The following is a 19,610-nucleotide window of genomic DNA, read 5'->3' as shown; positions in this document are numbered from 1 at the left end:
TTTTATTGCGCTTATTTCATCAACCAGCGTTTATGCACCCAAAACCATTGTGCTGGATATTCGCGGATTTTTGACTCGAGGCGTTGATTTGCATCAATCGTCATTGTCACGGCATCGGTTGGTTCAATTGGGTTCTGAAAATCTATATTGATATCAAGCCCGTTTGGTGCGCGGGTGGCAAATACAGGAACCAAAGGCACCTTTAATTTTAACGCCATTTCCGCCGCGGCCACTCCCGTTTTCGCGTTATATCCCAAAAACGGTAAATCTTGCCCGTCATTTTGACGTTGGTCGATCAATATCGCCATAAAGCCACCGCTGCGAAGTGTTTTAATCATCGTCCGCACACCACCTGTGCCACGCGGGACAATCGGCTCGCCTGCGCGTTTGATTCCGCGCAGAAAATACTTCTCATAAAACGGATTGTTGGTTGGGCGATAAAGTGCGCCCGTTTCCATACCATGTGCCATCAAATAATGGCGGATCGCCTCCCATTGGCCAAAATGGCCAGAAACAATTATCGCGCCCTGCCCTTCGGCCTTGCATTGTTTCAACACATCTATCCCTGGTCCACTTGCATGAAAGCGTTTGGTTTGCGCGGCATAGTCTTCGTTAAACAATATTTCGCCGAGCGTTTGCCCCACATGGCTTGCCATATTGTTGCGTATATTCAAACGCTCACCAATCGCCATATCAGGGAAAATTAGTGCCAAATTATCATCTGCACGTTTGCGAATGCTTGGTAATATCTTGATCACTCCACCCGTCAAGCGCCCCAAAATTCGACTTCGCGGTTCGATGGGGATTATCTTAAACAGCTTAAGTATCACCCAGATCGGCGCAAATTGAACAAACGATAACAGGGTTTTCATCTCGGGGCTTTCTTGTAAATCATTGTGTCTTATTGCGTAATAATACCAAGATTTCAACGCTGGCGGAGTTTTTCCAAAACCGCATCTTTGCCAGTGAACAATATCATACACAGGCCAAAACCAGTACCAAAAGCGATGATTTCCGCCAGCCATTGATTATTGCCACCAAACACGATTTTCCAAACTGCCTGAAACGCCATAAACATCGCGATAAGACGAAATGCGGGCACTCCGTTTTTGCCCTCTTGTGTTCGTCCGGCAAAGACAATCCATGTAAATGCCCCAATCAATCCAAACGCCGCAGGGTATCCCCCGATTAACAATGTGTGTTCATCCAATATTAACGCATACCCGATCGCACCAATTGCTTGGCTAATGAAAAAGATTGCAAAAACACCGAACCATTGAATTTCTTTTGCAACGAAATTGCCCAATGACAAAACATATACGCAGACGATCATTGCCTCTGCGAAATTGCGATGAATGAAACCATAAGTGAAAGGGCGGATAATGTTTTCAAACGCAAATATTCGGTTTTGGATCATCCAATCGGAAATCTGATCAAAAAACCCAAATTGACGCGCCAAAGCGATGCGCCAACCCACGGCATCTGGCCCGCCGATAAAACCGTGTTCTCCTGCCTGAAATATAATTTCTATGGCGCAAATAATCCCAGCCAACACAACCACAACAACAGGCAGTGCGTTTATTGGCGATGCGTTGTGGTCTGGATCATACATAACTGCGTTCTTTGACTGGTTGACGCGTCGCCCACACAGGGCGATAAGGCGTGCATGTTTAGTAATCTAATCAAGGATCAAATACCATGACAGAAACCGCGAACGCACAGCGCATCTTTTCTGGCATTCAACCATCTGGGAATCTCACGCTTGGGAATTACCTTGGCGCGTTGAACCGGTTTGTGACAATGCAAGATAGCGGAATTGAAACCATTTATTGTATGGTGGATTTACATGCGATTTCTGTCTGGCAAAATCCTGATGATTTGCGCCGCCAAACGCGTGAACTGGCGGCGGCTTATTTGGCCTGTGGGCTTGATCCCGAAAAATCCATTTTGTTTAACCAGAGCCAAGTCCCCGCCCATGCGCAATTGGCATGGTTGTTTAACTGTGTGGCGCGTGTTGGCTGGATGAACCGCATGACACAGTTCAAGGACAAAGCAGGAAAAAACGCTGAAAAAATGTCGCTTGGGCTTTATGCCTATCCGGCGCTGATGGCCGCTGACATCTTAGTTTACAAGGCCACGCATGTTCCCGTGGGCGAAGATCAAAAACAACATGTGGAATTAACCCGCGATATCGCAGCAAAGTTTAACCATGATTATGATGTCGATTTTTTCCCAATGCCCGAACCTGTGATTGAGGGCGTGGCAACACGTGTGATGTCTTTGCGCGATGGAAGCAAGAAAATGTCAAAATCCGATCCATCAGACATGAGCCGTATCAATCTGAAAGACGACGCAGACACAATCGCGAAAAAAATTCGCAAGGCAAAGACGGATCCCGAACCATTGCCAAGCGAAACGGATGGTTTGAAAGAACGTCCAGAAGCACGCAATCTGGTAAATATCTATGCGGCACTTTCTGAAACCAGCGCGGATAATGTTCTGCGTGAATTTGGCGGGCAGCAATTTGGCCAATTCAAACCCGCACTTGCGGATTTGGCCGTGGCAAAAATCGGCCCGATCAGCGATGAAATCGCGCGCCTGATGAATGATACATCTCAAATTGATGCGATTCTGGGCAAAGGTGCAGATCGCGCCGCGAATATCGCAGAACCCATCGTTAATGAAGCCATGGAAATCATGGGCATGGTATTGTCCCGCTAACGCTGCAAATCACTGTTTATTTGGGCGCGTTGGGGCAACCCTTCGCGCCTTTTTATTTTTTCCGTTAAGATTTTGTTTCAATAAATCTATCAAACTGTGATTTTCCAGAATTATCCCCGTCGAGAGCGAAAAAATCAACTTTCAAGCTACTCGAGGAAACACGATGAAAGACCTAGATACAGAAATCTCATTCGACGAATTTGACGAAATAAACTATCCACGCCCTGAAACCTGTGAATTTGACGATGTGGTTGAAACCGCCATTTCACGCCGTGGGTTTTTGTCTGGTGTATTAACATTTGGCGCAGGTTCATTTGTCGTTGGCACTTCTACGCTGATCGAACCAGCATTTGCGCATACATCACGTTTTGCTTTTGATGCGATTGCGGCAAATACGGATGATACAATCACGGTGCCAAATGGATACACTTGGGATATGTTGGTGAAATGGGGTGATCCATTGTGGTCAGACGGTGCTGAACTGGATGAAACAACAGGTGGTGACGCTGCCAGCCAAGCACGCGCATTTGGCGATCACAACGATGGTATGTCCGTATTTTCACATCAGGGCAAACAAATCTTGGTTGCCAACAACGAATACACAAACCTCAGCACTCTTTACGCCAATCGCGAAACGCAGCGCCCTGAAAATGCCGATGACGTGGCCAAAGGTAAAAATGCTCATGGTGTCACCGTTGTCGAAATCAGCGAAACCAACGGCAAATGGGCGATTGTCAAAGACAGCCCATTCAATCGCCGTATTACCGCCGACACACCGATGCAACTAACAGGTCCCGCAGCGGGTCATAAATTGATGCAAACCGCCGCTGATCCATCGGGTACAAAATCGCTTGGCACTTGGAATAACTGTGGCAATGGCGAAACGCCTTGGGGAACTTATCTGGCATGCGAAGAAAACTTTAACGGCTATTTTTCATCCTCTGATGAAAATTTTGACGTACCTGCACGCATGAAACGCTATGGCATTGGATTGCAGGATTGGGGTTACGCATGGGCAACCAGCGATGAACGCTTTGACATTTCCAAAAACCCCAATGAACCAAATCGTGCTGGATATGTTGTTGAAATTGATCCAACTGACCCAAGCGCGACACCAAAAAAACGCACCGCACTTGGCCGTTTCAAACATGAAAACGCCGATGTTGTGATCGCCCCAAATGGCAAGGTTGTTGTTTACATGGGCGATGACGAACGCGGTGAGTTTTTGTATAAATTCGTATCAGAGGGATATTATAGCCAAGGTGGGAACACCGATGATATGTTGGATTCTGGCACATTATACGCTGCAAAATTTAGCGCAGATCAACGCGGCGAATGGTTGGCGTTAACGCCTGAAACAACTGGACTTGATTTAGCGGAAATCTGCATTCACACCCGTCAGGCCGCATCCATCGTTGGTGCAACAACAATGGATCGCCCAGAATGGGTGGCAACAAACCCAACGCGGGTAGAGGCATATGTTGCACTGACCAACAATAAAAACCGCGGTGTGAAACCAAATGCAGGTGGCGATGAATCACCTGTGGAGGGGCCAAATCCACGTGCTGAAAACCATTACGGCCAGATCGTGCGCTGGGTGCCGGATGAACAAGATCATACAAGCACTACATTTACATGGGATATTTATGCGCTGGCGGGGAACCCCGATGTGCATGATGATACTTATGCAGGGTCAGAAAACATCAATGCAGGGAATATGTTCAATTCACCCGATGGGATCATTTTCGATTCAAATGGTATGTTGTGGATTCAAACCGATGGCAACTATTCCAACGCAGAAGATTTTGCAGGTATGGGGAACAACCAAATGTTGGTCGGTGATCCTGTAACGGGCGAAATACGCCGCTTCCTTGTCGGCCCAAAAGAGGCAGAGGTCACAGGCCTGTCATGGTCTGCAGATCGTAAAACAATGTTTGTTGGCATCCAGCATCCCGGTGAAAAGGGCAATAGCCATTTTCCACATGGCGGCAATCGCATCCCGCGTTCTGGTGTTATCGCCATACGTCGCAATGACGGCCAAACAATCGGATAAATCCCGAAGAATGAAAATGGAAACGCGCGGTTTATACTGCGCGTTTTTTATTGATCAGTGTTATGATGTTTGGGCAGGCTTACACGAAACAACGTGCCATTTTCACCTGTTTCAACCAGTTCCAATTTACCGCCATGCCCTTTGATCAGCTCTGCTGAAATCGCAAGCCCCAGCCCAGAACCACCAGCACGCGCACCACCTTCAAATGCGGTGAACAAATTATCCAACGCTTTGGCTGGCAAACCAGGGCCATTATCGCGGATCAAAATATCCCAGGTATCCTTTGTGTCCGACGCAGTTAGATTAATCACGCCTTTCATTTGACGCGCGACCAAAACCTGACCAGCATTGCGCACCAAATTCGAAATCACGCGGTGCAATTGTTCTTCGTCCGCGGCAACATGCAAAGATTTATTGATATCGATCTCAATACTTATATCAGAACCTTCAAGCGGGAGCCGTTCATTTTCCGCAACATCTTCGATCAATTTATATAGTGACAATTGTTTGATCTCTGGCTCTGCTTCTTCGGCCTTGCCATAGGTTAACGTGCGCTCACATAAATTCACCGCCCGTGATAACGAGCTTACCAGTTTTGGTGCGGTTTTTTGCACGCGCGGGTCATCGCTCATTTCCATGCGATCCGCCAACAATTGCGTTGTGGTTAGAATGTTACGTAAATCATGGCTAATTTTCGATACTGCCCCGCCAAGTGCCGCGAGCCGTTCTTTTTGGCGCAACGATTTGCTCAGCTGTTTTTCCATAGATTGCAGCGCCACTTCGGCCTGATACAATTCTTTTACACCTGCTTTGGGTTGAATGATGTTGTTGCGATCTTCGGGCGCGGATTCAAAACTTTGCATCTGGCGCACCACGCGATTGATCGGCTGTACCATCAATTTTCGCACGGCAAAAAACAACAAGGCGCTGGTAATGGATGAAATCACCAATGACAGCCATAAAATATTCCAGCCATAATCCACCATAGCATCATGCAATGGTCGTTCTTTCATCGTGATTTCGATCAATTGACCCGCGTCTTTGACGGGAAACCCCATCACACGAATGACGTGATCCCCGCCATTGAACAAAGTGTGAAACGCATCTTTGATCAATGTCCACGGGCGATTATTCCGAAGATCATAGGTGCGATCAATCGCGGCTGGCATTGGAGATGCCAAAACCAATTGGCGCATTTCATCGCGGCGCAACACGATGTTTAACACATCTGCGTTGTTCAAAAGCTCTTTTTCAAGTGACTCTTCCACCATATCATTTGGCGCAGCCAACAACGCGAGCGATGCAATCTGTGATCGTTCCAAACGTTCGTGCAGATATTCATACCGAAACCGCGCAACCGAAGGCACAAAGATAAAAACCTCGGCCAGCATGATGAACAAGACTGTCAGCAATAAAAAGCGACCGGATAACGTATTCACAAACATGACGCGCCCACAGAGTTGGTGTTGGAAAGAGTTTAGAACCTCTGCACAAAACCTACAATGCGTTTCACCATTTTGCTTTCAAACAAGCGGGGGCTAAAATATGCGCCTGCGGCGCGTTTGTTCACTTCGCCTAATGTGGGGTATGGCGCGATCATATTTGCAATCGCCGACATTTTCAGATTATTCGCTAATGCCAGTGCCCAAATCTGAATCAGCTCACCCGCCTGCGCACCAACAATGGATGCCCCAACAGGGCGCCCTTTGACGACCATCACCTTAATCAAACCGGTTGTGGCCAATTCCGCACGCGCACGATCATTTTCGGCGTATTCAAATCGAACCACTTCCAATTTTTCACCATGTGTTTCGCGTGCTTGTGCTTCGGTTAAACCAACCTGTGCCATTTCAGGGTCAATATATGTGGCCCATGGAATGTGATCTGTTTTTGCCTTTGATGGCAATCCAAACAATGCGGATTTGATAATCACACCTGCATGATAACCTGCAACATGGGTAAATTGCAGACCTGCCGCCACATCACCAATCGCATAAACACGTTTGTTTGTGGTTTTCAGCGATGCATCAACCTTGATCCCACCGCGTGTGGGTTCAATGCCTGCCTTTTCCAAATCCAGCTTATCCACATTCGGCTTACGCCCCACCGCCATCAGCAAATGTGTGCCATTATACGTGTTGCCATCTTTGGTATGCACGTTGATGTCACCATCAGAACCACTGATTTTTTCGGCCAATGCGCCCTCAACAATCTCGATTCCTTCGCCGCGCAAACGTTCAAGCGCAATCGCGGCAAGTTCTGGATCATCTTTGCCCAATGCCTTCATGCCTTCCAACACGGTGACCTTGCTGCCAAGTCGCACATGTGCTTGGGCCAGTTCCATACCAATTGGACCGCCACCAATCACGATCAAATGTTTGGGCTGTTCTTTCAAATCAAATATATTTTCATTGGTGAAATGGGGCACAGCGTCCAGCCCATCAATGGGTGGTACAAACGGCGATGAACCCGTGGCGATCACAAATCGACGCGCAGTGATGATTTTATCACCTGCTTGCACCTCTGTTGGGGAAATGAATGCACCATATTCGGTGATCACATTCACACCCAAACCCTGAAACCGTTCCACACTGTCATGAGGCTCAATACCCTTGATCACGTTTGCAACATGATCCTTGGCGGCGGCATAATCCACCGTGGGCTTTACAGGTTTAATCCCAAATGGTGCGCCTGTCGTCATCGCGTGGGCATGTTTACCCGCCGCAATCAATGCCTTGGATGGGACACAGCCATAATTTAGGCAATCGCCACCCATTTTATGCCCTTCAAGCAAGACAACAGATGCACCCATTTGCACAGCCCCAGCCGCCACAGATAGACCACCAGAGCCAGCGCCAATAATACATAGATCAGTTTTGATACGCTCCATAATCTTACGCCTTTTTGAATTTTGAAATGACAATCGGTAATGCCGCCAAGGCACATAGCCCCAAAATCGGGCCCAAGATATGTGGCTCGAAAATAATACCCAGATCGGGCGTTTCACCCGCTGCAAACACATCACCAAGCCCAGCGCCCACAGATGTGTACACAACCGAACCGGGCATAATGCCCAAAAATGTTGTCAGCACGAAATTTTTCAATTTCACCCCCAAAAACGCGGGGGCCAGATTGGCAATGAAAAACGGAATAGCAGGCACAAGGCGCATCAAAAACAAATAGCTGATCTCGTTTTTGTTTATCTCGCGCCCCATTTTATCCAGCACGGATTCTTTGCCATCATTTTGCAGCTTTTGCTGCAACATATCGCCAAGCCCTGTTTTGGCCGCCAAAAATATCGCCACCGCACCAATTGTTGCGCCAAGGATATTGAACAATGCGCCGGGGAATATGCCAAACAGGAACCCACCTGTTAATGTCATGATCGCTGCCCCTGGCAATGAAAATGCCACGACAACCACGTAAATTGCGATGAATGTCAGGGCTGCGATAAAATAATTGCCATCGCGCCATGCGATCAACGCCTCGCGATTATCGCGCAATGTTTCAAAATTCAGATAGTCTTTCAAAAAAATGAACCCCACGACCGCGACAACCAAAATTGTCAGCAGTGGAATCATCCGTTTCATCGAAAACCCCTTTGGCGTTGTTGTATCGCTCATATTTCGCACCCCTTGCGTTTGTTACATCCTAATTGGATGAATCGCGGCGATTGCGCTAGTGGGCTCACAGCGGGTTGATCGGGCGTGTATCAATATTTCAGTATTTAGGGAGTTTTCAGGGTAAAACCTTCAAAACCGTAACATTTGAATGGAAAGAACTGACATTCTTGCAATAAAACTGTGCCAAACTGAATTGACTTACGCAAATCATCGGCCTAAACAGCGGCACTTGAACACCACCGGCTTCGAATCTCTTGTAGGTTTGGCCGCAATACGATCAGGAGATCGACATGAAACGTACATACCAGCCGAGCAACCTTGTTCGCAAACGCCGTCACGGTTTTCGTTCGCGTATGGCAACGAAAAACGGTCGTAAAATTTTGAACCGTCGTCGTGCACAAGGCCGCAAGAGCCTGTCTGCATAAGACGCACCCATACGGGTATCTGAATTATGAAACCGCCGGAGGCAACAATCAGCACCCCAAAGGGCGCTGGTGGAACGCCACCGGCGGTTTCCGTTTGCCTGCAAACAATTAAGAAACGCGCCGATTTTTTGGCCTGTTCACGTGCAAATTGGCGTGGCACCACGGGTTTGGTACTGCAAGCACGTGATCGCAATGATGATGACACATCCACGCGTGTTGGGTTCACTTGTTCCAAAAAGGTCGGCAATGCCGTGGCCCGCAACCGCGCCAAACGCCGATTACGCGAAGTGGCGCGATTGGTTTTGTCTGAAAAGGGCCGCGCGGGTTGGGATTACGTCCTGATCGGCAAATCCCAAGTCACCGCCAATCGTGATTTCAACGATTTGATCAAAGACATGCGTTATGCCCTGAAAAAGGTGCATGAATGACCCCGTTTGCAAAAATATGTGCGATTCCCGTGCGCGCCTATCGCCTGATCTTTAGCCCATGGGTCGGGCATGGGTGCCGATATCAACCGACATGTAGCGCCTATGCGCTTGAAGCATTGGAAAAACATGGCGGGATCAAGGGATCATGGCTCGCAGCCAAACGAATTGGGCGTTGCCATCCGTGGGGTGGATCGGGTGTGGATAACGTCCCAGATTAATCCGCCTGTCATTTTTCACAAGACAGCCACAAAAAATCGCGTATATTTACATCAGGTGATGGCGTCACCTGCGCGACATGCGCTTCATCTTATGGTCCTGCACGCCCGGACATTCCTTTGGGGGTGTTTGGTTTGCCCCTGATTTACAGGAGACCTTGATGGAACAAAGCCTTAACACACGTGTACGAAACTTTCGTTTTAACAATGGCGAACGCGCCCCTATGCCATTTGCGCAATCTGAATATGATGCGCGTATCGCAGGGATGCGCGATATAATGAATGCAAACGGGTTGGATGCGGTGATCCTGACATCCATGCATGGCATCGCCTATTATTCTGGTTTTTTATATTGCTCTTTCGGGCGTCCATATGCCTGTGTCATCACACATGACACTGCCACAACCGTTTCCGCTGGAATTGATGCGGGGCAACCTGCGCGACGATCTGCCACTGAAAACATCGTTTATACAGACTGGCAGCGCGACAATTATTGGCAAACGGTAAAATCATTGATCGGATCGCGAAAATCTGTCGGGTACGAGGCTGATCACCTGACAGTTATGGCGCGTGGTGCCATGCTGGAACATCTGCAACCCAAATTGGTTTTTGACGTCGCACCTGCATCCATGCAGCAACGTATGATCAAATCACCTGCCGAAATTGCGCTTATCCGCGAAGGTGCGCGGATTGCCGATATTGGTGGTGCGGCCATTCGCGATGCGATCAAAATTGGCACACGTGAAATCGATGTGGCCATGGCGGGGCGCGATGCGATGGAATTGGAAATCGCCCGAGCATTTCCCGATAGCGAGCTTCGCGATACATGGGTTTGGTTTCAATCGGGGCTGAATACCGATGGGGCGCATAACCCTGTGACCACGCGAAAATTACAGGCGGGCGATATCCTATCGCTCAACACATTCCCGATGATTAACGGATATTACACCGCGCTGGAACGCACATTGTTTGTTGGCGAACCCAACACGGATGAATTGCGCGTCTGGCAGGCCAATGTTGATGCGCATGAACTGGGCATATCCCTGATTAAACCTGGCGTGAAATGCAGCGATATCTGTGCACAGATCAACGCATTTTTTGCCGATAAAAACCTGTTGCAATATCGATCATTTGGATATGGCCATTCGTTTGGCGTTCTGTCCCATTATTATGGTCGCGAGGCGGGATTGGAACTGCGCGAAGATATCGACACGGTTTTAACCGAAAACATGGTGGTTTCCATGGAGCCGATGCTCACATTGCCCGAAGGTGACAACGCCGCGGGCGGGTACCGCGAACATGACATTTTGGTGGTTGGCAAAGACAACAGTGAAAACATCACTGGCTTCCCATATGGCCCCGAACACAACATCGTTGCCCCCTAGGCAATATCAACAGGGCAGGTTATAGAGCATCAACGCCAAGGAGCCTGCCCCATGTTGGACGAAAACACCGAAATTCACGCCCTGTTCGCGGGCGCGCCATCGACAACCGAATACAAAAAGCTACGCAAACGCATCGTGCGCCAAACGCGCGAGGCGATTGAGCAATTCGGCATGATCGAACGTGATGCCAAATGGCTTGTCTGTTTGTCTGGTGGCAAAGACAGCTATACTTTGTTAGCGGTCTTACACGAATTGAAATGGCGCGGATTGCTGCCTGTGGAATTGTTGGCCTGTAACTTGGATCAAGGGCAACCAAATTTCCCCGCAACCGTATTGCCCGAATTTTTGGAACGCATGGGCGTGCCCCATCGGATCGAATACGAAGATACCTATTCCATCGTCAAAGAAAAGGTTCCAACGGGGCGCACATATTGCGCCATGTGTAGCCGACTGCGTCGTGGCAATCTGTATCGGATTGCCCGCGAAGAAGGATGCAGCGCGGTCGTGCTTGGCCATCATCGCGATGATATGTTGGAAACGTTTTTCATGAACCTGTTTCATGGTGGACGTTTGGCAACCATGCCACCAAAATTGGTGAATGATGAGGGCGATTTATTCGTTTATCGCCCGCTAGCATTCGTAGCAGAGGCCGATTGTGAAAAATTCGCAAATCAAATGAATTACCCGATCATCCCATGCGATCTGTGTGGCAGCCAAGACGGGTTACAACGCCAACAGGTGAAACAAATCTTGGACACTTGGGAAAAAAATTCCCCCGGCCGTCGCCAAGTGATGTTTCGCAGCCTGATGAACGCACGCCCCAGCCACCTGCTGGATTCGCAATTATTTGATTTCGCAGGATTGGTGCGCCCAAATCCCAAAGAATAGTGGCAAAAAACCCAACCAAATGGACAAAATAAAAACATACGTGCACTCACGCATGATATTTACCCGCGAATAAACAATAAGACGGCCAAGAACCTTGACCTTTGGCCGCCTTTTGTATTGAACCAAGCGGACTCATCAGATCGGTTTTAGGACAGGCAAATGGAAGAAGATAACAACAAAAATATGATCCTCGCGATGGTGCTCAGCGCGCTTGTGGTATTGGTATGGTTTTTCCTATTCCCACCAGAACCACCTGTTGAACCTGCAACCACGGCCGTGACGCAAACAACAGATGGTGTTGCAACCGCACCCGCCGCTGATGGTGCGATCCCTGCGATTGCCGAAACGCCTGCGCAAACACGCGAAACGGCACTGGCAAAAACCAATCGCATTGAAATCAAAACACCGCGCCTGTCTGGTTCATTATCGCTGACGGGTGGTCGCATTGATGATTTGCAGCTCACCGATTACAACGTGCGCCTGAACGATCCATCTGAAAAAATTACGCTCTTGTCCCCTGCGGGTGGCCCAGATGCCTATTACACATTGTATGGTTGGGCACCTGCCGGTGGTTTGACCTATGACAATGTCCCAACACCAACAACGGTTTGGCAGGTTGAAGAAGGCGCAACATTAACAGAAACATCGCCCATTACCCTGAAATGGGAAAACGGTTCTGGTCTTACATTCCGCCGCACCATCAGTGTTGATGCCGAATATAAATTCGACATCACTCAAAGCGTTGAAAACGCCACTGGTGCTGAAATTCGTCTGGCACCCTATGGTATTATCGCACGCAAGGGCGAGCCTGAAACCATCGGTTTTTATATCCTGCACGAAGGTGTGGTGCGTAATTCAGACGGTGAAATCCAAGAAATCGATTATGACGATATGCCAGACCAAGATCTGGATCCACGCGAAAACGCAAATATCGATGCGATTGGCGTGGAAACAGAAGGCTGGATCGGTTTTACCTCGAAATACTGGATGACCGCACTTGCACCGCAATCAGGCCAAGCATTCAATTCCGTATCAAAATATTCTGCCAGCAATGACACATATCAAACCGATATGCGCCTGCCAACAATGGCGGTGGCCGCTGGTGCCACACAATCGGTGACTACATCATTGTTCACAGGTGCAAAAGAATACGATGTGATCAAAGCTTATGAGGATGGCGGTATTGCCAAATTCGTTGATTCAATCGACTGGGGTTGGTTTTTCTTCCTCACCAAGCCTATTTTCAAGGTCATGCATTTCTTGAACAACCTGATTGGCAACATGGGTTGGGCGATCATTGGTTTGACATTGATCATCAAGGCAATCTTGTTCCCATTGGCATATAAATCATACGTTTCCATGGCACGCATGAAAGAATTGCAGCCCGAAATGGAAGCATTGAAAGAAAAACACGGCGATGATCGTCAGGCGCTGCAACAGGGCATGATGAAATTGTATCGCGACAAAAAGGTAAACCCCGCCGCTGGTTGTTTGCCAATCTTGTTGCAAATCCCGATTTTCTTCTCTCTTTACAAGGTGATTTTTGTAACGATTGAAATGTATCATGCGCCGTTCTTTGGCTGGATTCATGACCTGTCTGCACCCGATCCAACATCATTCTTGAACCTGTTTGGATTGCTGCCATGGTCAACACCTGATGCATCATCATTCTTTGCGATTTTCTCCATCGGTGTGTTCCCAATTTTGATGGGTGTCACCATGTGGTTGCAGCAAAAATTGAACCCCGCCCCAACGGATAAAACACAAGCGCAAATCTTTGCGTGGATGCCATGGGTATTTATGTTCATGCTGGGTCAATTCGCGGCTGGTTTGGTGATTTACTGGGTGGCCAACAACACCATCACATTCATCCAGCAATACACAATCATGCGTAGCCAAGGCGTGAAACCAGATATCTGGGGCAACATGTTTGGATTTTTGCGTAAAAACAAAGATACCGCATAAAATGGGAAACGTCACAAACCTGTGGCGCCACCCTGTCAAAGGTGTCGGCGGCGAAGCATTGCAATCTGTTGCACTTGCCGCTGGCAAAACAATGCCACTTGATCGCCATTGGGCGATTGCCCACGAAGACAGCAAATTCAATTTCGACGCCCCCGAATGGGCGCGTTGCATGAATTTTGCGCGCGGTGCACGCGGGCATTCGTTGATGGCCGTCACCTCGCAATATGACGAAACATCTGGCAAACATCGCTTTTCTCATCCCGATCTGGATGATCTGTTGGCCGATCCTGATAATGCAACCGACGCCGCCGCGTTGGTGGAATGGGTGCGCCAGATCAGCAACCCCAACCGATCCTTGCCAAAACAAGTGGTCAGCGTCGCAGGGCGCGGCATGACTGATTCCAGCGAGGCGAGCCTTTCTATCCTGTCCAACGCATCATTGGCGGCGCTATCTGAAAAATGTGGCGCAGAATTGCACCAACGTCGCTTTCGCGCCAATATCTGGGTCGATGGATTTGATGCGTGGGAAGAATTTAACTGGATTGGCAAAACTATCCGCATCGGTGACGCAGAATTTGAAATCACCAAACCCGTTGAACGCTGTGTTGCCACAACCGTAAACCCCGCCACAGGGATCAGCGATGTTGATACCCTTGGTACGCTGAAATCCAACTGGGGGCATATCAATTTTGGCGTCTTTGGTGTGGTTACAAAATCTGGCACCATTTACGCCAATAGCAAGATCGAGATTCTTTGATGGATATCCAATTTAACATTGCAGACGAACCAACCGCCCAAGAAATCGAATCCGCACGCGTTCTGTTCGCAGGTGAAACCGATTTTCTCAAAGGTGTGGTTGCAATGGACGGCATGCCCCCCGCTGATCGGCTCGAGGTATGTTTCGCAGGGCGATCGAACGTCGGCAAATCCAGCCTGATCAATGCGCTGACAGGGCGCAAAGCGTTGGCACGTACATCAAACACCCCTGGGCGGACACAGGAAATCAACTTTTTCACATTGGCCGACGATCATTATCTGGTCGATGTTCCAGGATACGGTTTTGCCAATGCGCCCCTGCCCGTGGTCGAAAAATGGCAACGCTTGCTCAAGGCGTATTTATCAGGTCGCCCATCATTGCGCCGTGTGTTTTTATTGATCGATTCACGCCACGGCCCAAAAACCGCGGACGAAGAAATCATGCAATTGCTGTCCAAATCCGCTGTGACATTTCAAATCGTCATGACCAAGGTCGATAAATTGAAAAAAGGTGAATTGGACAAGGTTTTGGAAAAGACCAAATCCGTGATCAAAAAATACCCTGCATCATATCCAGAACTGGTTCTGACATCATCGGAAAAGGGCGAAGGCATCCCAACGCTTCGCCATATCATCGCAACGCTGGTATAATCGTTATACGTGTTGGCCACCGTTCACTTCGATTTCGGTGCCTGATACGTAACTGCTTTGATCTGAACACAGATAATAAATCACATCGGCCACCTCATGGGTTTGCCCCAATCGGCGCAGCGGTAGTTTTTCCACAATCTTTTCTGTGCCGGGTGATAGGATACTTGTTTCCACCTCACCCGGTGCAATCGCATTCACACGCACACCCAGCGGGCCAAAATCATGTGCCATTTCACGCGTCAACGCCGCCAATGCCGCCTTTGATGTGGCATAGGCTGCACCTGCAAACGGATGCACACGCACCCCCGCAATGGATGTGACATTCACCACCGATCCACGCGCGGCCGCCAATTCATCGCGCAATCCACGCGCCAAAACAACAGATGCGAAAAAATTCACATGAAACACCTGTCCCCAAGTGCGCAAATCGGTATCAAGCGTGCTGAGCCTTGTGCCATCTTCGCCTTTGGGTGAAATGCCCGCGTTATTGACCAACGCGTGTAATTTGCCGCCATTCAGGCGCTTTTTAACGCGCTCAATCGCATCAATGGTCGAGTTTGGATCGGACAGGTCAACCTGCAAATGGTTTGCCTCCCCGCCGGGCCATGGGCATTTGTCGGAAAATGCTTGGCGTGAACAACTGATCACGCGCCAACCTTCGGCCGCAAAGCGTTTCACGGTGGCATGGCCAATTCCACGGCTCGCCCCTGTCAGCAACATCGTTTTTTGTTCGCTATCCGCCATAATTCCCAACTTTTCGACTCAGGTATTTTCACCACATACTAGGCGCAAGTTTCACCATATATGCAAGCCCCTTGGCGCAGGGTATCAAAATACGTTATGCAGATCGAAATCAAGATAAGGATCCCAAGATGGAGAAGTCCAAAGCCATGAAACGTGACAGCATCGCAACCGCTCGTTTGTTAAGCGAGGCATTGCCAAATATCCAACGTCACGACGGTGCGATTATTGTGATCAAACTGGGCGGCCACGCCATGAGCAGCCCTGAGGCCATGAAATCATTTGCCCGCGACATGGTCATGCTGCGCCAATGTAATATCAAACCCGTGATCGTGCATGGCGGTGGACCAATGATCAATTCCATGTTGGAAAAACTGGAAATCCCAACCGAATTTGTAAATGGCAAACGGGTCAGCACCCCTGAAACCGTTGATGTTGTCGAAATGGTTTTGTCGGGCAAGGTTAACAAATCCATCGTATCGGCGATCAACGGCCAAGGTGGGCGTGCGGTTGGCCTGTCGGGCAAGGATGCCAACCTATTGGTCTGTGAACAGGCCGCGGGTGATCTGGGCATGGTGGGTGATCCTGTTGCGGTGAATGCAAAGGTCGTGTTTTCCCTGATTGAATCGGGCTTTATCCCCGTGATCGCGCCGCTTGGCACGGGTAAAAATGGCGAAACATTCAACGTCAATGGCGATACGGCGGCGGGTGCAATCGCTGGTGGGCTCAAGGCAAACCGCTTGCTGTTATTGACCGACGTGTCAGGTGTGAAAGACGCAGATGGCGATGTTCTCACGAACCTGAGCGCGGAACAGGTTAGCGACCTGACCGAAAAAGGCGTGATCTCTGGTGGTATGATCCCAAAAACCCAAACAGCACTAGATGCCATTAATGACGGCGTTCGCGCAGTTGTGATTATGGATGGGCGCATGGCCAATGCATGTTTGTTGGAATTGTTCACAGATTATGGTGCGGGTTCGATGATCCGCGCCTAAAGGCAGGAAATGGAAATCAGACTGATCATATTTTTGGGGCTGCTTGCGCTGTTGGTCGGCGCGGAATTTGCACTGCCGCGAAAGTCTCGGGCGCAATCGCGCCAACACCGTTGGTTTACCAATTTTGGCATCACCATCGCCAATACGATCACATTGAAATTAATGGCGGTTGTTGTGCCCTTGCTTGCCGTTGGCGCAGCAATGGATGCAAATGCGGCGGGTTGGGGAATGTTCAATTGGTTGAACCTGCCCACGTGGCTGGAAATCATACTTGCGGTTTTGATCTTGGATTTCATCATCTGGGCGCAACATTTGATCAGCCATAAAATTCCGCTGTTGTGGCAATTACACCGCGTGCATCACGCAGATCGCGATGTGGATGTAACAACCGCTATTCGGTTTCATCCCATCGAAATCGCCCTGTCGATGGTTTTGAAAATCGGTGTGGTTTATCTGTTGGGTGTTGCGGCCATTGCCGTGGTGATATTCGAGGTGATGTTAAACGGGATGGCGATGTTTAATCACGCCAATATCCGCCTGTCACCGCGAATGGATGCCATGCTGCGCCGTATCATCGTCACCCCCGATATGCACCGTGTGCATCATTCGGTGCATCGGTTCGAACACGACAGCAACTATGGCTTTTCCCTTTCCATCTGGGATCAAATGTTTCGCACCTATATCGCGCAACCCACAGCGGGGCATGATGATATGATTACAGGGTTGCAATGGCAGGATGATCGCCCGGCAAAGCTTGGCTGGTCATTGCTCTTGCCCTTTCGCAAATGAATTTGGCGCGGATTGAACAGGCAGCAAATGATGCGGGGCTTGCGCAGGTTGGGGCGTTTCATCCCGATGATCCTGATATTGGCACGCTTGTGCTATTTGCCCCCGCCGCTGATTTTTGGGCGCGTCTAACAGATGCACCCGAATATCGCGGCGATGATCCTGTTGATCGATGGTCGGCCCGCGTTTTTGCAATGCTCGCCGATCAATTAGATGCACGTGCAATTCTACCATTTGGGGGGCCACCCTATGCGCCGTTTTTGGATTATGCCAAACAATCGGGGCGCGCATGGAACAGCCATGTTGGCATGTTGATCCATGATCAATTTGGCCTGATGATATCATATCGCGGTGCGCTTGCGTTTAATGAACGCTTTGATCTGCCCGCCACACCACGCCAATCCCCTTGTGAAACATGTATCCCAAAACCTTGTGCCACCGCCTGCCCTGTTCATGCACTCACGCCATCAGGATATGACGTACCGAAATGCAAAGAATACTTGCGTTCCAACCCCAAAAACGATTGCATGTCCCAAGGCTGTGCAGTGCGACGCGCCTGTCCGATGAGCGCGGGCGCAAAACGCGATGCTGCACAATCCGCGCATTATATGCGGGTGTTTAGGGGGAATGAATGAAGCGACTAATTTTAATGCGCCACGCGAAATCAAGCTGGGATAATCTGCGCCTTACGGATCATGATCGCACATTGAATGAACGCGGGCGAACCGATTGCCCCATGATGGCGGCGTGGCTCGTGGCCAAGGGTTACACCCCGACAGAGGTCATCTGTTCCACCGCTTCACGATGCATGGAAACATGGGAAGCGGTTGGCATGGCGGCACAATTTGATCCCCCCGTGCGATACGAAAAATCGCTGTATCACGCAACGGCGGAACGTCTTATGACGCAATTGCAAAAGGGAACGACGGATACGGTGATGCTGTTGGCGCATAATCCCGGAATCGGTGATTTTGCAGCACGTTTGGTTAAACTTGCACCGAACCACCCCAAATTTATGTATTACCCAACAGCGGCAATTACCGTGATCGATTTTGACACGCCCGATTGGGCATCTGTCGGATTTGGCACGGGTACGGCGGTTGATTTTGTCACCCCGCGTGATCTGCGCACATAAAAAGGGCGACGGTGTTTCCACCATCGCCCCATTCAATAAATTCGTAAAATTCTTAGTGGCCCAAAATCTGGCTTAGGAACAATTGTGTCCGTTCGGATTGTGGGTTGTTAAAGAATTCTTCAGGCTCGTTTTGTTCAACGATCTGACCTGCATCCATGAAAATCACGCGGTTGGCAACCTGACGGGCGAAACCCATTTCGTGGGTCACACATAACATTGTCATGCCTTCTTCCGCCAATTCGATCATGGTATCCAAAACCTCTTTGATCATTTCGGGGTCAAGCGCGGATGTCGGTTCATCAAACAGCATGATACGCGGCTGCATGCACAATGAACGCGCAATCGCCACACGTTGTTGCTGACCACCTGATAATTGACCAGGGTATTTCAATGCCTGATCAGGAATTTTAACCTTTTCCAAGAAATGCATCGCCGTTTCTTCGGCTTCTTTTTTCGGAATTTTGCGCACCCAAATCGGTGCAAGTGTGCAGTTTTCCAAAATCGACAGATGCGGGAACAGGTTAAAGTGTTGGAAACACATTCCCACCTCTGAACGGATGGCGTCGATGTTTTTCAAATCAGACGACAGATGCGTACCATCAACGGTGATCTTGCCTTGTTGGTGTTCTTCCAATGCGTTGATGCAACGGATCAATGTTGATTTACCTGAACCAGACGGGCCACAAATCACGATGCGCTCGCCGCGATAAACCGTAAGGTCGATATCTTTGAGCACATGGAACGAGCCGTACCATTTGTTCATTTTTTCGATCTGAATCGCAACTTCGTCAGATACGTCCATTTTCTTTGCGTTTGCCATTAAGGGTCTCCCTTTAGCGTTGT

The 19,610-nt window shown here is 49.2% G+C and carries 21 protein-coding genes; 14 read left to right on the top strand and 7 right to left on the bottom strand.

Annotation, left to right across the window (positions count from 1 at the left end; genetic code table 11):
* Window positions 1-11: 11 nt before the first annotated feature.
* Together BFP76_RS05670 and BFP76_RS05665 are read right to left on the bottom strand one after the other, a co-directional pair.
* Window positions 12-872: a lysophospholipid acyltransferase family protein gene (locus BFP76_RS05670; RefSeq protein WP_165775667.1), complete on the bottom strand. Its 861-nt coding sequence runs from the start codon at window positions 870-872 to the stop codon at window positions 12-14.
* A 53-nt stretch (window positions 873-925) separates the two neighbouring features.
* Window positions 926-1,612 carry a rhomboid family intramembrane serine protease gene (locus BFP76_RS05665; protein ID WP_099593901.1) on the bottom strand — a complete coding sequence of 229 codons (687 nt, stop codon included), beginning with the start codon at window positions 1,610-1,612 and terminating at the stop codon, window positions 926-928.
* Between the two features lie 86 nt (window positions 1,613-1,698).
* Here BFP76_RS05665 and trpS point away from each other — a divergent pair, with 86 nt between their 5' ends.
* Both trpS and BFP76_RS05655 read left to right on the top strand, forming a co-directional pair.
* Window positions 1,699-2,721 carry a tryptophan--tRNA ligase gene (gene trpS, locus BFP76_RS05660; RefSeq protein WP_099592218.1) on the top strand — a complete coding sequence of 341 codons (1,023 nt, stop codon included), beginning with the start codon at window positions 1,699-1,701 and terminating at the stop codon, window positions 2,719-2,721.
* 163 nt (window positions 2,722-2,884) lie between these two features.
* On the top strand, window positions 2,885-4,774 hold the full coding sequence (locus BFP76_RS05655; protein ID WP_099592217.1) for a PhoX family protein: 1,890 nt from the start codon (window positions 2,885-2,887) through the stop codon (window positions 4,772-4,774).
* A gap of 47 nt (window positions 4,775-4,821) precedes the next feature.
* Here the strand turns inward: BFP76_RS05655 and BFP76_RS05650 are convergent, their stop codons facing one another.
* From BFP76_RS05650 to BFP76_RS05640, 3 genes are read right to left on the bottom strand one after another with little or no spacing between them, the layout of a single operon-like run.
* A complete protein-coding gene (locus BFP76_RS05650) occupies window positions 4,822-6,219 on the bottom strand; it encodes a sensor histidine kinase (RefSeq protein WP_099592216.1) in 1,398 nt (465 codons plus the stop codon).
* A gap of 32 nt (window positions 6,220-6,251) precedes the next feature.
* On the bottom strand, window positions 6,252-7,664 hold the full coding sequence (locus BFP76_RS05645; protein ID WP_099592215.1) for a dihydrolipoyl dehydrogenase family protein: 1,413 nt from the start codon (window positions 7,662-7,664) through the stop codon (window positions 6,252-6,254).
* 4 nt (window positions 7,665-7,668) lie between these two features.
* A complete protein-coding gene (locus tag BFP76_RS05640; RefSeq protein ID WP_099592214.1) occupies window positions 7,669-8,397 on the bottom strand; it encodes a TVP38/TMEM64 family protein in 729 nt (242 codons plus the stop codon).
* 290 nt (window positions 8,398-8,687) lie between these two features.
* On the opposite strand from BFP76_RS05640, the gene rpmH reads away from it, so the two are divergent.
* The 8 genes from rpmH to yihA all read left to right on the top strand — a co-directional run bounded on the left by rpmH (window position 8,688) and on the right by yihA (window position 15,110).
* On the top strand, window positions 8,688-8,822 hold the full coding sequence (rpmH, locus tag BFP76_RS05635; protein ID WP_099592213.1) for a 50S ribosomal protein L34: 135 nt from the start codon (window positions 8,688-8,690) through the stop codon (window positions 8,820-8,822).
* Window positions 8,823-8,848: 26 nt separating this feature from the next.
* Window positions 8,849-9,250, top strand: coding sequence for a ribonuclease P protein component (gene rnpA / locus BFP76_RS05630; protein WP_099592212.1), 402 nt, complete (start codon window positions 8,849-8,851; stop codon window positions 9,248-9,250).
* On the top strand, window positions 9,247-9,468 hold the full coding sequence (yidD, locus tag BFP76_RS05625) for a membrane protein insertion efficiency factor YidD (protein WP_099592211.1): 222 nt from the start codon (window positions 9,247-9,249) through the stop codon (window positions 9,466-9,468). The genes rnpA and yidD overlap by 4 nt, the downstream gene beginning before the upstream one ends.
* Window positions 9,469-9,626: 158 nt before the next feature.
* On the top strand, window positions 9,627-10,850 hold the full coding sequence (locus BFP76_RS05620) for an aminopeptidase P family protein (RefSeq protein WP_099592210.1): 1,224 nt from the start codon (window positions 9,627-9,629) through the stop codon (window positions 10,848-10,850).
* 51 nt (window positions 10,851-10,901) lie between these two features.
* Window positions 10,902-11,738 (top strand): tRNA 2-thiocytidine(32) synthetase TtcA, encoded by an 837-nt coding sequence (gene ttcA, locus BFP76_RS05615; protein ID WP_099592209.1) that lies wholly within the window; start codon window positions 10,902-10,904, stop codon window positions 11,736-11,738.
* Between the two features lie 159 nt (window positions 11,739-11,897).
* The gene (gene yidC / locus BFP76_RS05610) at window positions 11,898-13,703 is read left to right on the top strand and encodes a membrane protein insertase YidC (RefSeq protein WP_099592208.1); all 1,806 of its coding nucleotides are present in this window, start codon (window positions 11,898-11,900) and stop codon (window positions 13,701-13,703) included.
* Window position 13,704: 1 nt separating this feature from the next.
* Window positions 13,705-14,460, top strand: a complete 756-nt coding sequence (locus tag BFP76_RS05605) for an MOSC domain-containing protein (protein ID WP_099592207.1) — start codon at window positions 13,705-13,707, stop codon at window positions 14,458-14,460.
* On the top strand, window positions 14,460-15,110 hold the full coding sequence (yihA, locus tag BFP76_RS05600) for a ribosome biogenesis GTP-binding protein YihA/YsxC (RefSeq protein WP_099592206.1): 651 nt from the start codon (window positions 14,460-14,462) through the stop codon (window positions 15,108-15,110). The genes BFP76_RS05605 and yihA overlap by 1 nt, the downstream gene beginning before the upstream one ends.
* Window positions 15,111-15,113: 3 nt before the next feature.
* On the opposite strand, the gene BFP76_RS05595 is transcribed toward yihA, so the two are convergent.
* Window positions 15,114-15,854 carry an SDR family NAD(P)-dependent oxidoreductase gene (locus tag BFP76_RS05595; protein WP_099592205.1) on the bottom strand — a complete coding sequence of 247 codons (741 nt, stop codon included), beginning with the start codon at window positions 15,852-15,854 and terminating at the stop codon, window positions 15,114-15,116.
* 128 nt (window positions 15,855-15,982) lie between these two features.
* Between BFP76_RS05595 and argB the strand changes: the two genes are divergently transcribed.
* From argB to BFP76_RS05575, 4 genes are read left to right on the top strand one after another with little or no spacing between them, the layout of a single operon-like run.
* Window positions 15,983-16,846, top strand: a complete 864-nt coding sequence (argB, locus tag BFP76_RS05590) for an acetylglutamate kinase (protein ID WP_099593899.1) — start codon at window positions 15,983-15,985, stop codon at window positions 16,844-16,846.
* A 9-nt stretch (window positions 16,847-16,855) separates the two neighbouring features.
* On the top strand, window positions 16,856-17,635 hold the full coding sequence (locus BFP76_RS05585; protein ID WP_099592204.1) for a sterol desaturase family protein: 780 nt from the start codon (window positions 16,856-16,858) through the stop codon (window positions 17,633-17,635).
* The gene (locus BFP76_RS05580; RefSeq protein ID WP_099592203.1) at window positions 17,632-18,267 is read left to right on the top strand and encodes a ferredoxin; all 636 of its coding nucleotides are present in this window, start codon (window positions 17,632-17,634) and stop codon (window positions 18,265-18,267) included. Before BFP76_RS05585 ends, BFP76_RS05580 begins: the two co-directional genes overlap by 4 nt.
* The gene (locus BFP76_RS05575) at window positions 18,264-18,767 is read left to right on the top strand and encodes a SixA phosphatase family protein (protein ID WP_099592202.1); all 504 of its coding nucleotides are present in this window, start codon (window positions 18,264-18,266) and stop codon (window positions 18,765-18,767) included. Before BFP76_RS05580 ends, BFP76_RS05575 begins: the two co-directional genes overlap by 4 nt.
* A 52-nt stretch (window positions 18,768-18,819) precedes the next feature.
* Here BFP76_RS05575 and BFP76_RS05570 read toward each other — a convergent pair whose 3' ends face one another.
* Window positions 18,820-19,587 (bottom strand): amino acid ABC transporter ATP-binding protein, encoded by a 768-nt coding sequence (locus BFP76_RS05570; RefSeq protein ID WP_099592201.1) that lies wholly within the window; start codon window positions 19,585-19,587, stop codon window positions 18,820-18,822.
* Window positions 19,588-19,610 lie beyond the last annotated feature (23 nt).

The sequence above is a fragment of the Paramylibacter kogurei genome (assembly GCF_002742285.1).
Lineage (GTDB): Bacteria > Pseudomonadota > Alphaproteobacteria > Rhodobacterales > Rhodobacteraceae > Amylibacter > Amylibacter kogurei.
This window is presented reverse-complemented; position numbering and strand designations above follow the sequence as displayed.

Coding starts and splice junctions, on each gene's coding strand:
- BFP76_RS05670 (WP_165775667.1), bottom strand. CDS start 872: ATGAAAACCCTGTTATCGTTTGTTCAATTTGCGCCGATCTGGGTGATA.
- BFP76_RS05665 (WP_099593901.1), bottom strand. CDS start 1,612: ATGTATGATCCAGACCACAACGCATCGCCAATAAACGCACTGCCTGTT.
- trpS (WP_099592218.1), top strand. CDS start 1,699: ATGACAGAAACCGCGAACGCACAGCGCATCTTTTCTGGCATTCAACCA.
- BFP76_RS05655 (WP_099592217.1), top strand. CDS start 2,885: ATGAAAGACCTAGATACAGAAATCTCATTCGACGAATTTGACGAAATA.
- BFP76_RS05650 (WP_099592216.1), bottom strand. CDS start 6,219: ATGTTTGTGAATACGTTATCCGGTCGCTTTTTATTGCTGACAGTCTTG.
- BFP76_RS05645 (WP_099592215.1), bottom strand. CDS start 7,664: ATGGAGCGTATCAAAACTGATCTATGTATTATTGGCGCTGGCTCTGGT.
- BFP76_RS05640 (WP_099592214.1), bottom strand. CDS start 8,397: ATGAGCGATACAACAACGCCAAAGGGGTTTTCGATGAAACGGATGATT.
- rpmH (WP_099592213.1), top strand. CDS start 8,688: ATGAAACGTACATACCAGCCGAGCAACCTTGTTCGCAAACGCCGTCAC.
- rnpA (WP_099592212.1), top strand. CDS start 8,849: ATGAAACCGCCGGAGGCAACAATCAGCACCCCAAAGGGCGCTGGTGGA.
- yidD (WP_099592211.1), top strand. CDS start 9,247: ATGACCCCGTTTGCAAAAATATGTGCGATTCCCGTGCGCGCCTATCGC.
- BFP76_RS05620 (WP_099592210.1), top strand. CDS start 9,627: ATGGAACAAAGCCTTAACACACGTGTACGAAACTTTCGTTTTAACAAT.
- ttcA (WP_099592209.1), top strand. CDS start 10,902: ATGTTGGACGAAAACACCGAAATTCACGCCCTGTTCGCGGGCGCGCCA.
- yidC (WP_099592208.1), top strand. CDS start 11,898: ATGGAAGAAGATAACAACAAAAATATGATCCTCGCGATGGTGCTCAGC.
- BFP76_RS05605 (WP_099592207.1), top strand. CDS start 13,705: ATGGGAAACGTCACAAACCTGTGGCGCCACCCTGTCAAAGGTGTCGGC.
- yihA (WP_099592206.1), top strand. CDS start 14,460: ATGGATATCCAATTTAACATTGCAGACGAACCAACCGCCCAAGAAATC.
- BFP76_RS05595 (WP_099592205.1), bottom strand. CDS start 15,854: ATGGCGGATAGCGAACAAAAAACGATGTTGCTGACAGGGGCGAGCCGT.
- argB (WP_099593899.1), top strand. CDS start 15,983: ATGGAGAAGTCCAAAGCCATGAAACGTGACAGCATCGCAACCGCTCGT.
- BFP76_RS05585 (WP_099592204.1), top strand. CDS start 16,856: ATGGAAATCAGACTGATCATATTTTTGGGGCTGCTTGCGCTGTTGGTC.
- BFP76_RS05580 (WP_099592203.1), top strand. CDS start 17,632: ATGAATTTGGCGCGGATTGAACAGGCAGCAAATGATGCGGGGCTTGCG.
- BFP76_RS05575 (WP_099592202.1), top strand. CDS start 18,264: ATGAAGCGACTAATTTTAATGCGCCACGCGAAATCAAGCTGGGATAAT.
- BFP76_RS05570 (WP_099592201.1), bottom strand. CDS start 19,587: ATGGCAAACGCAAAGAAAATGGACGTATCTGACGAAGTTGCGATTCAG.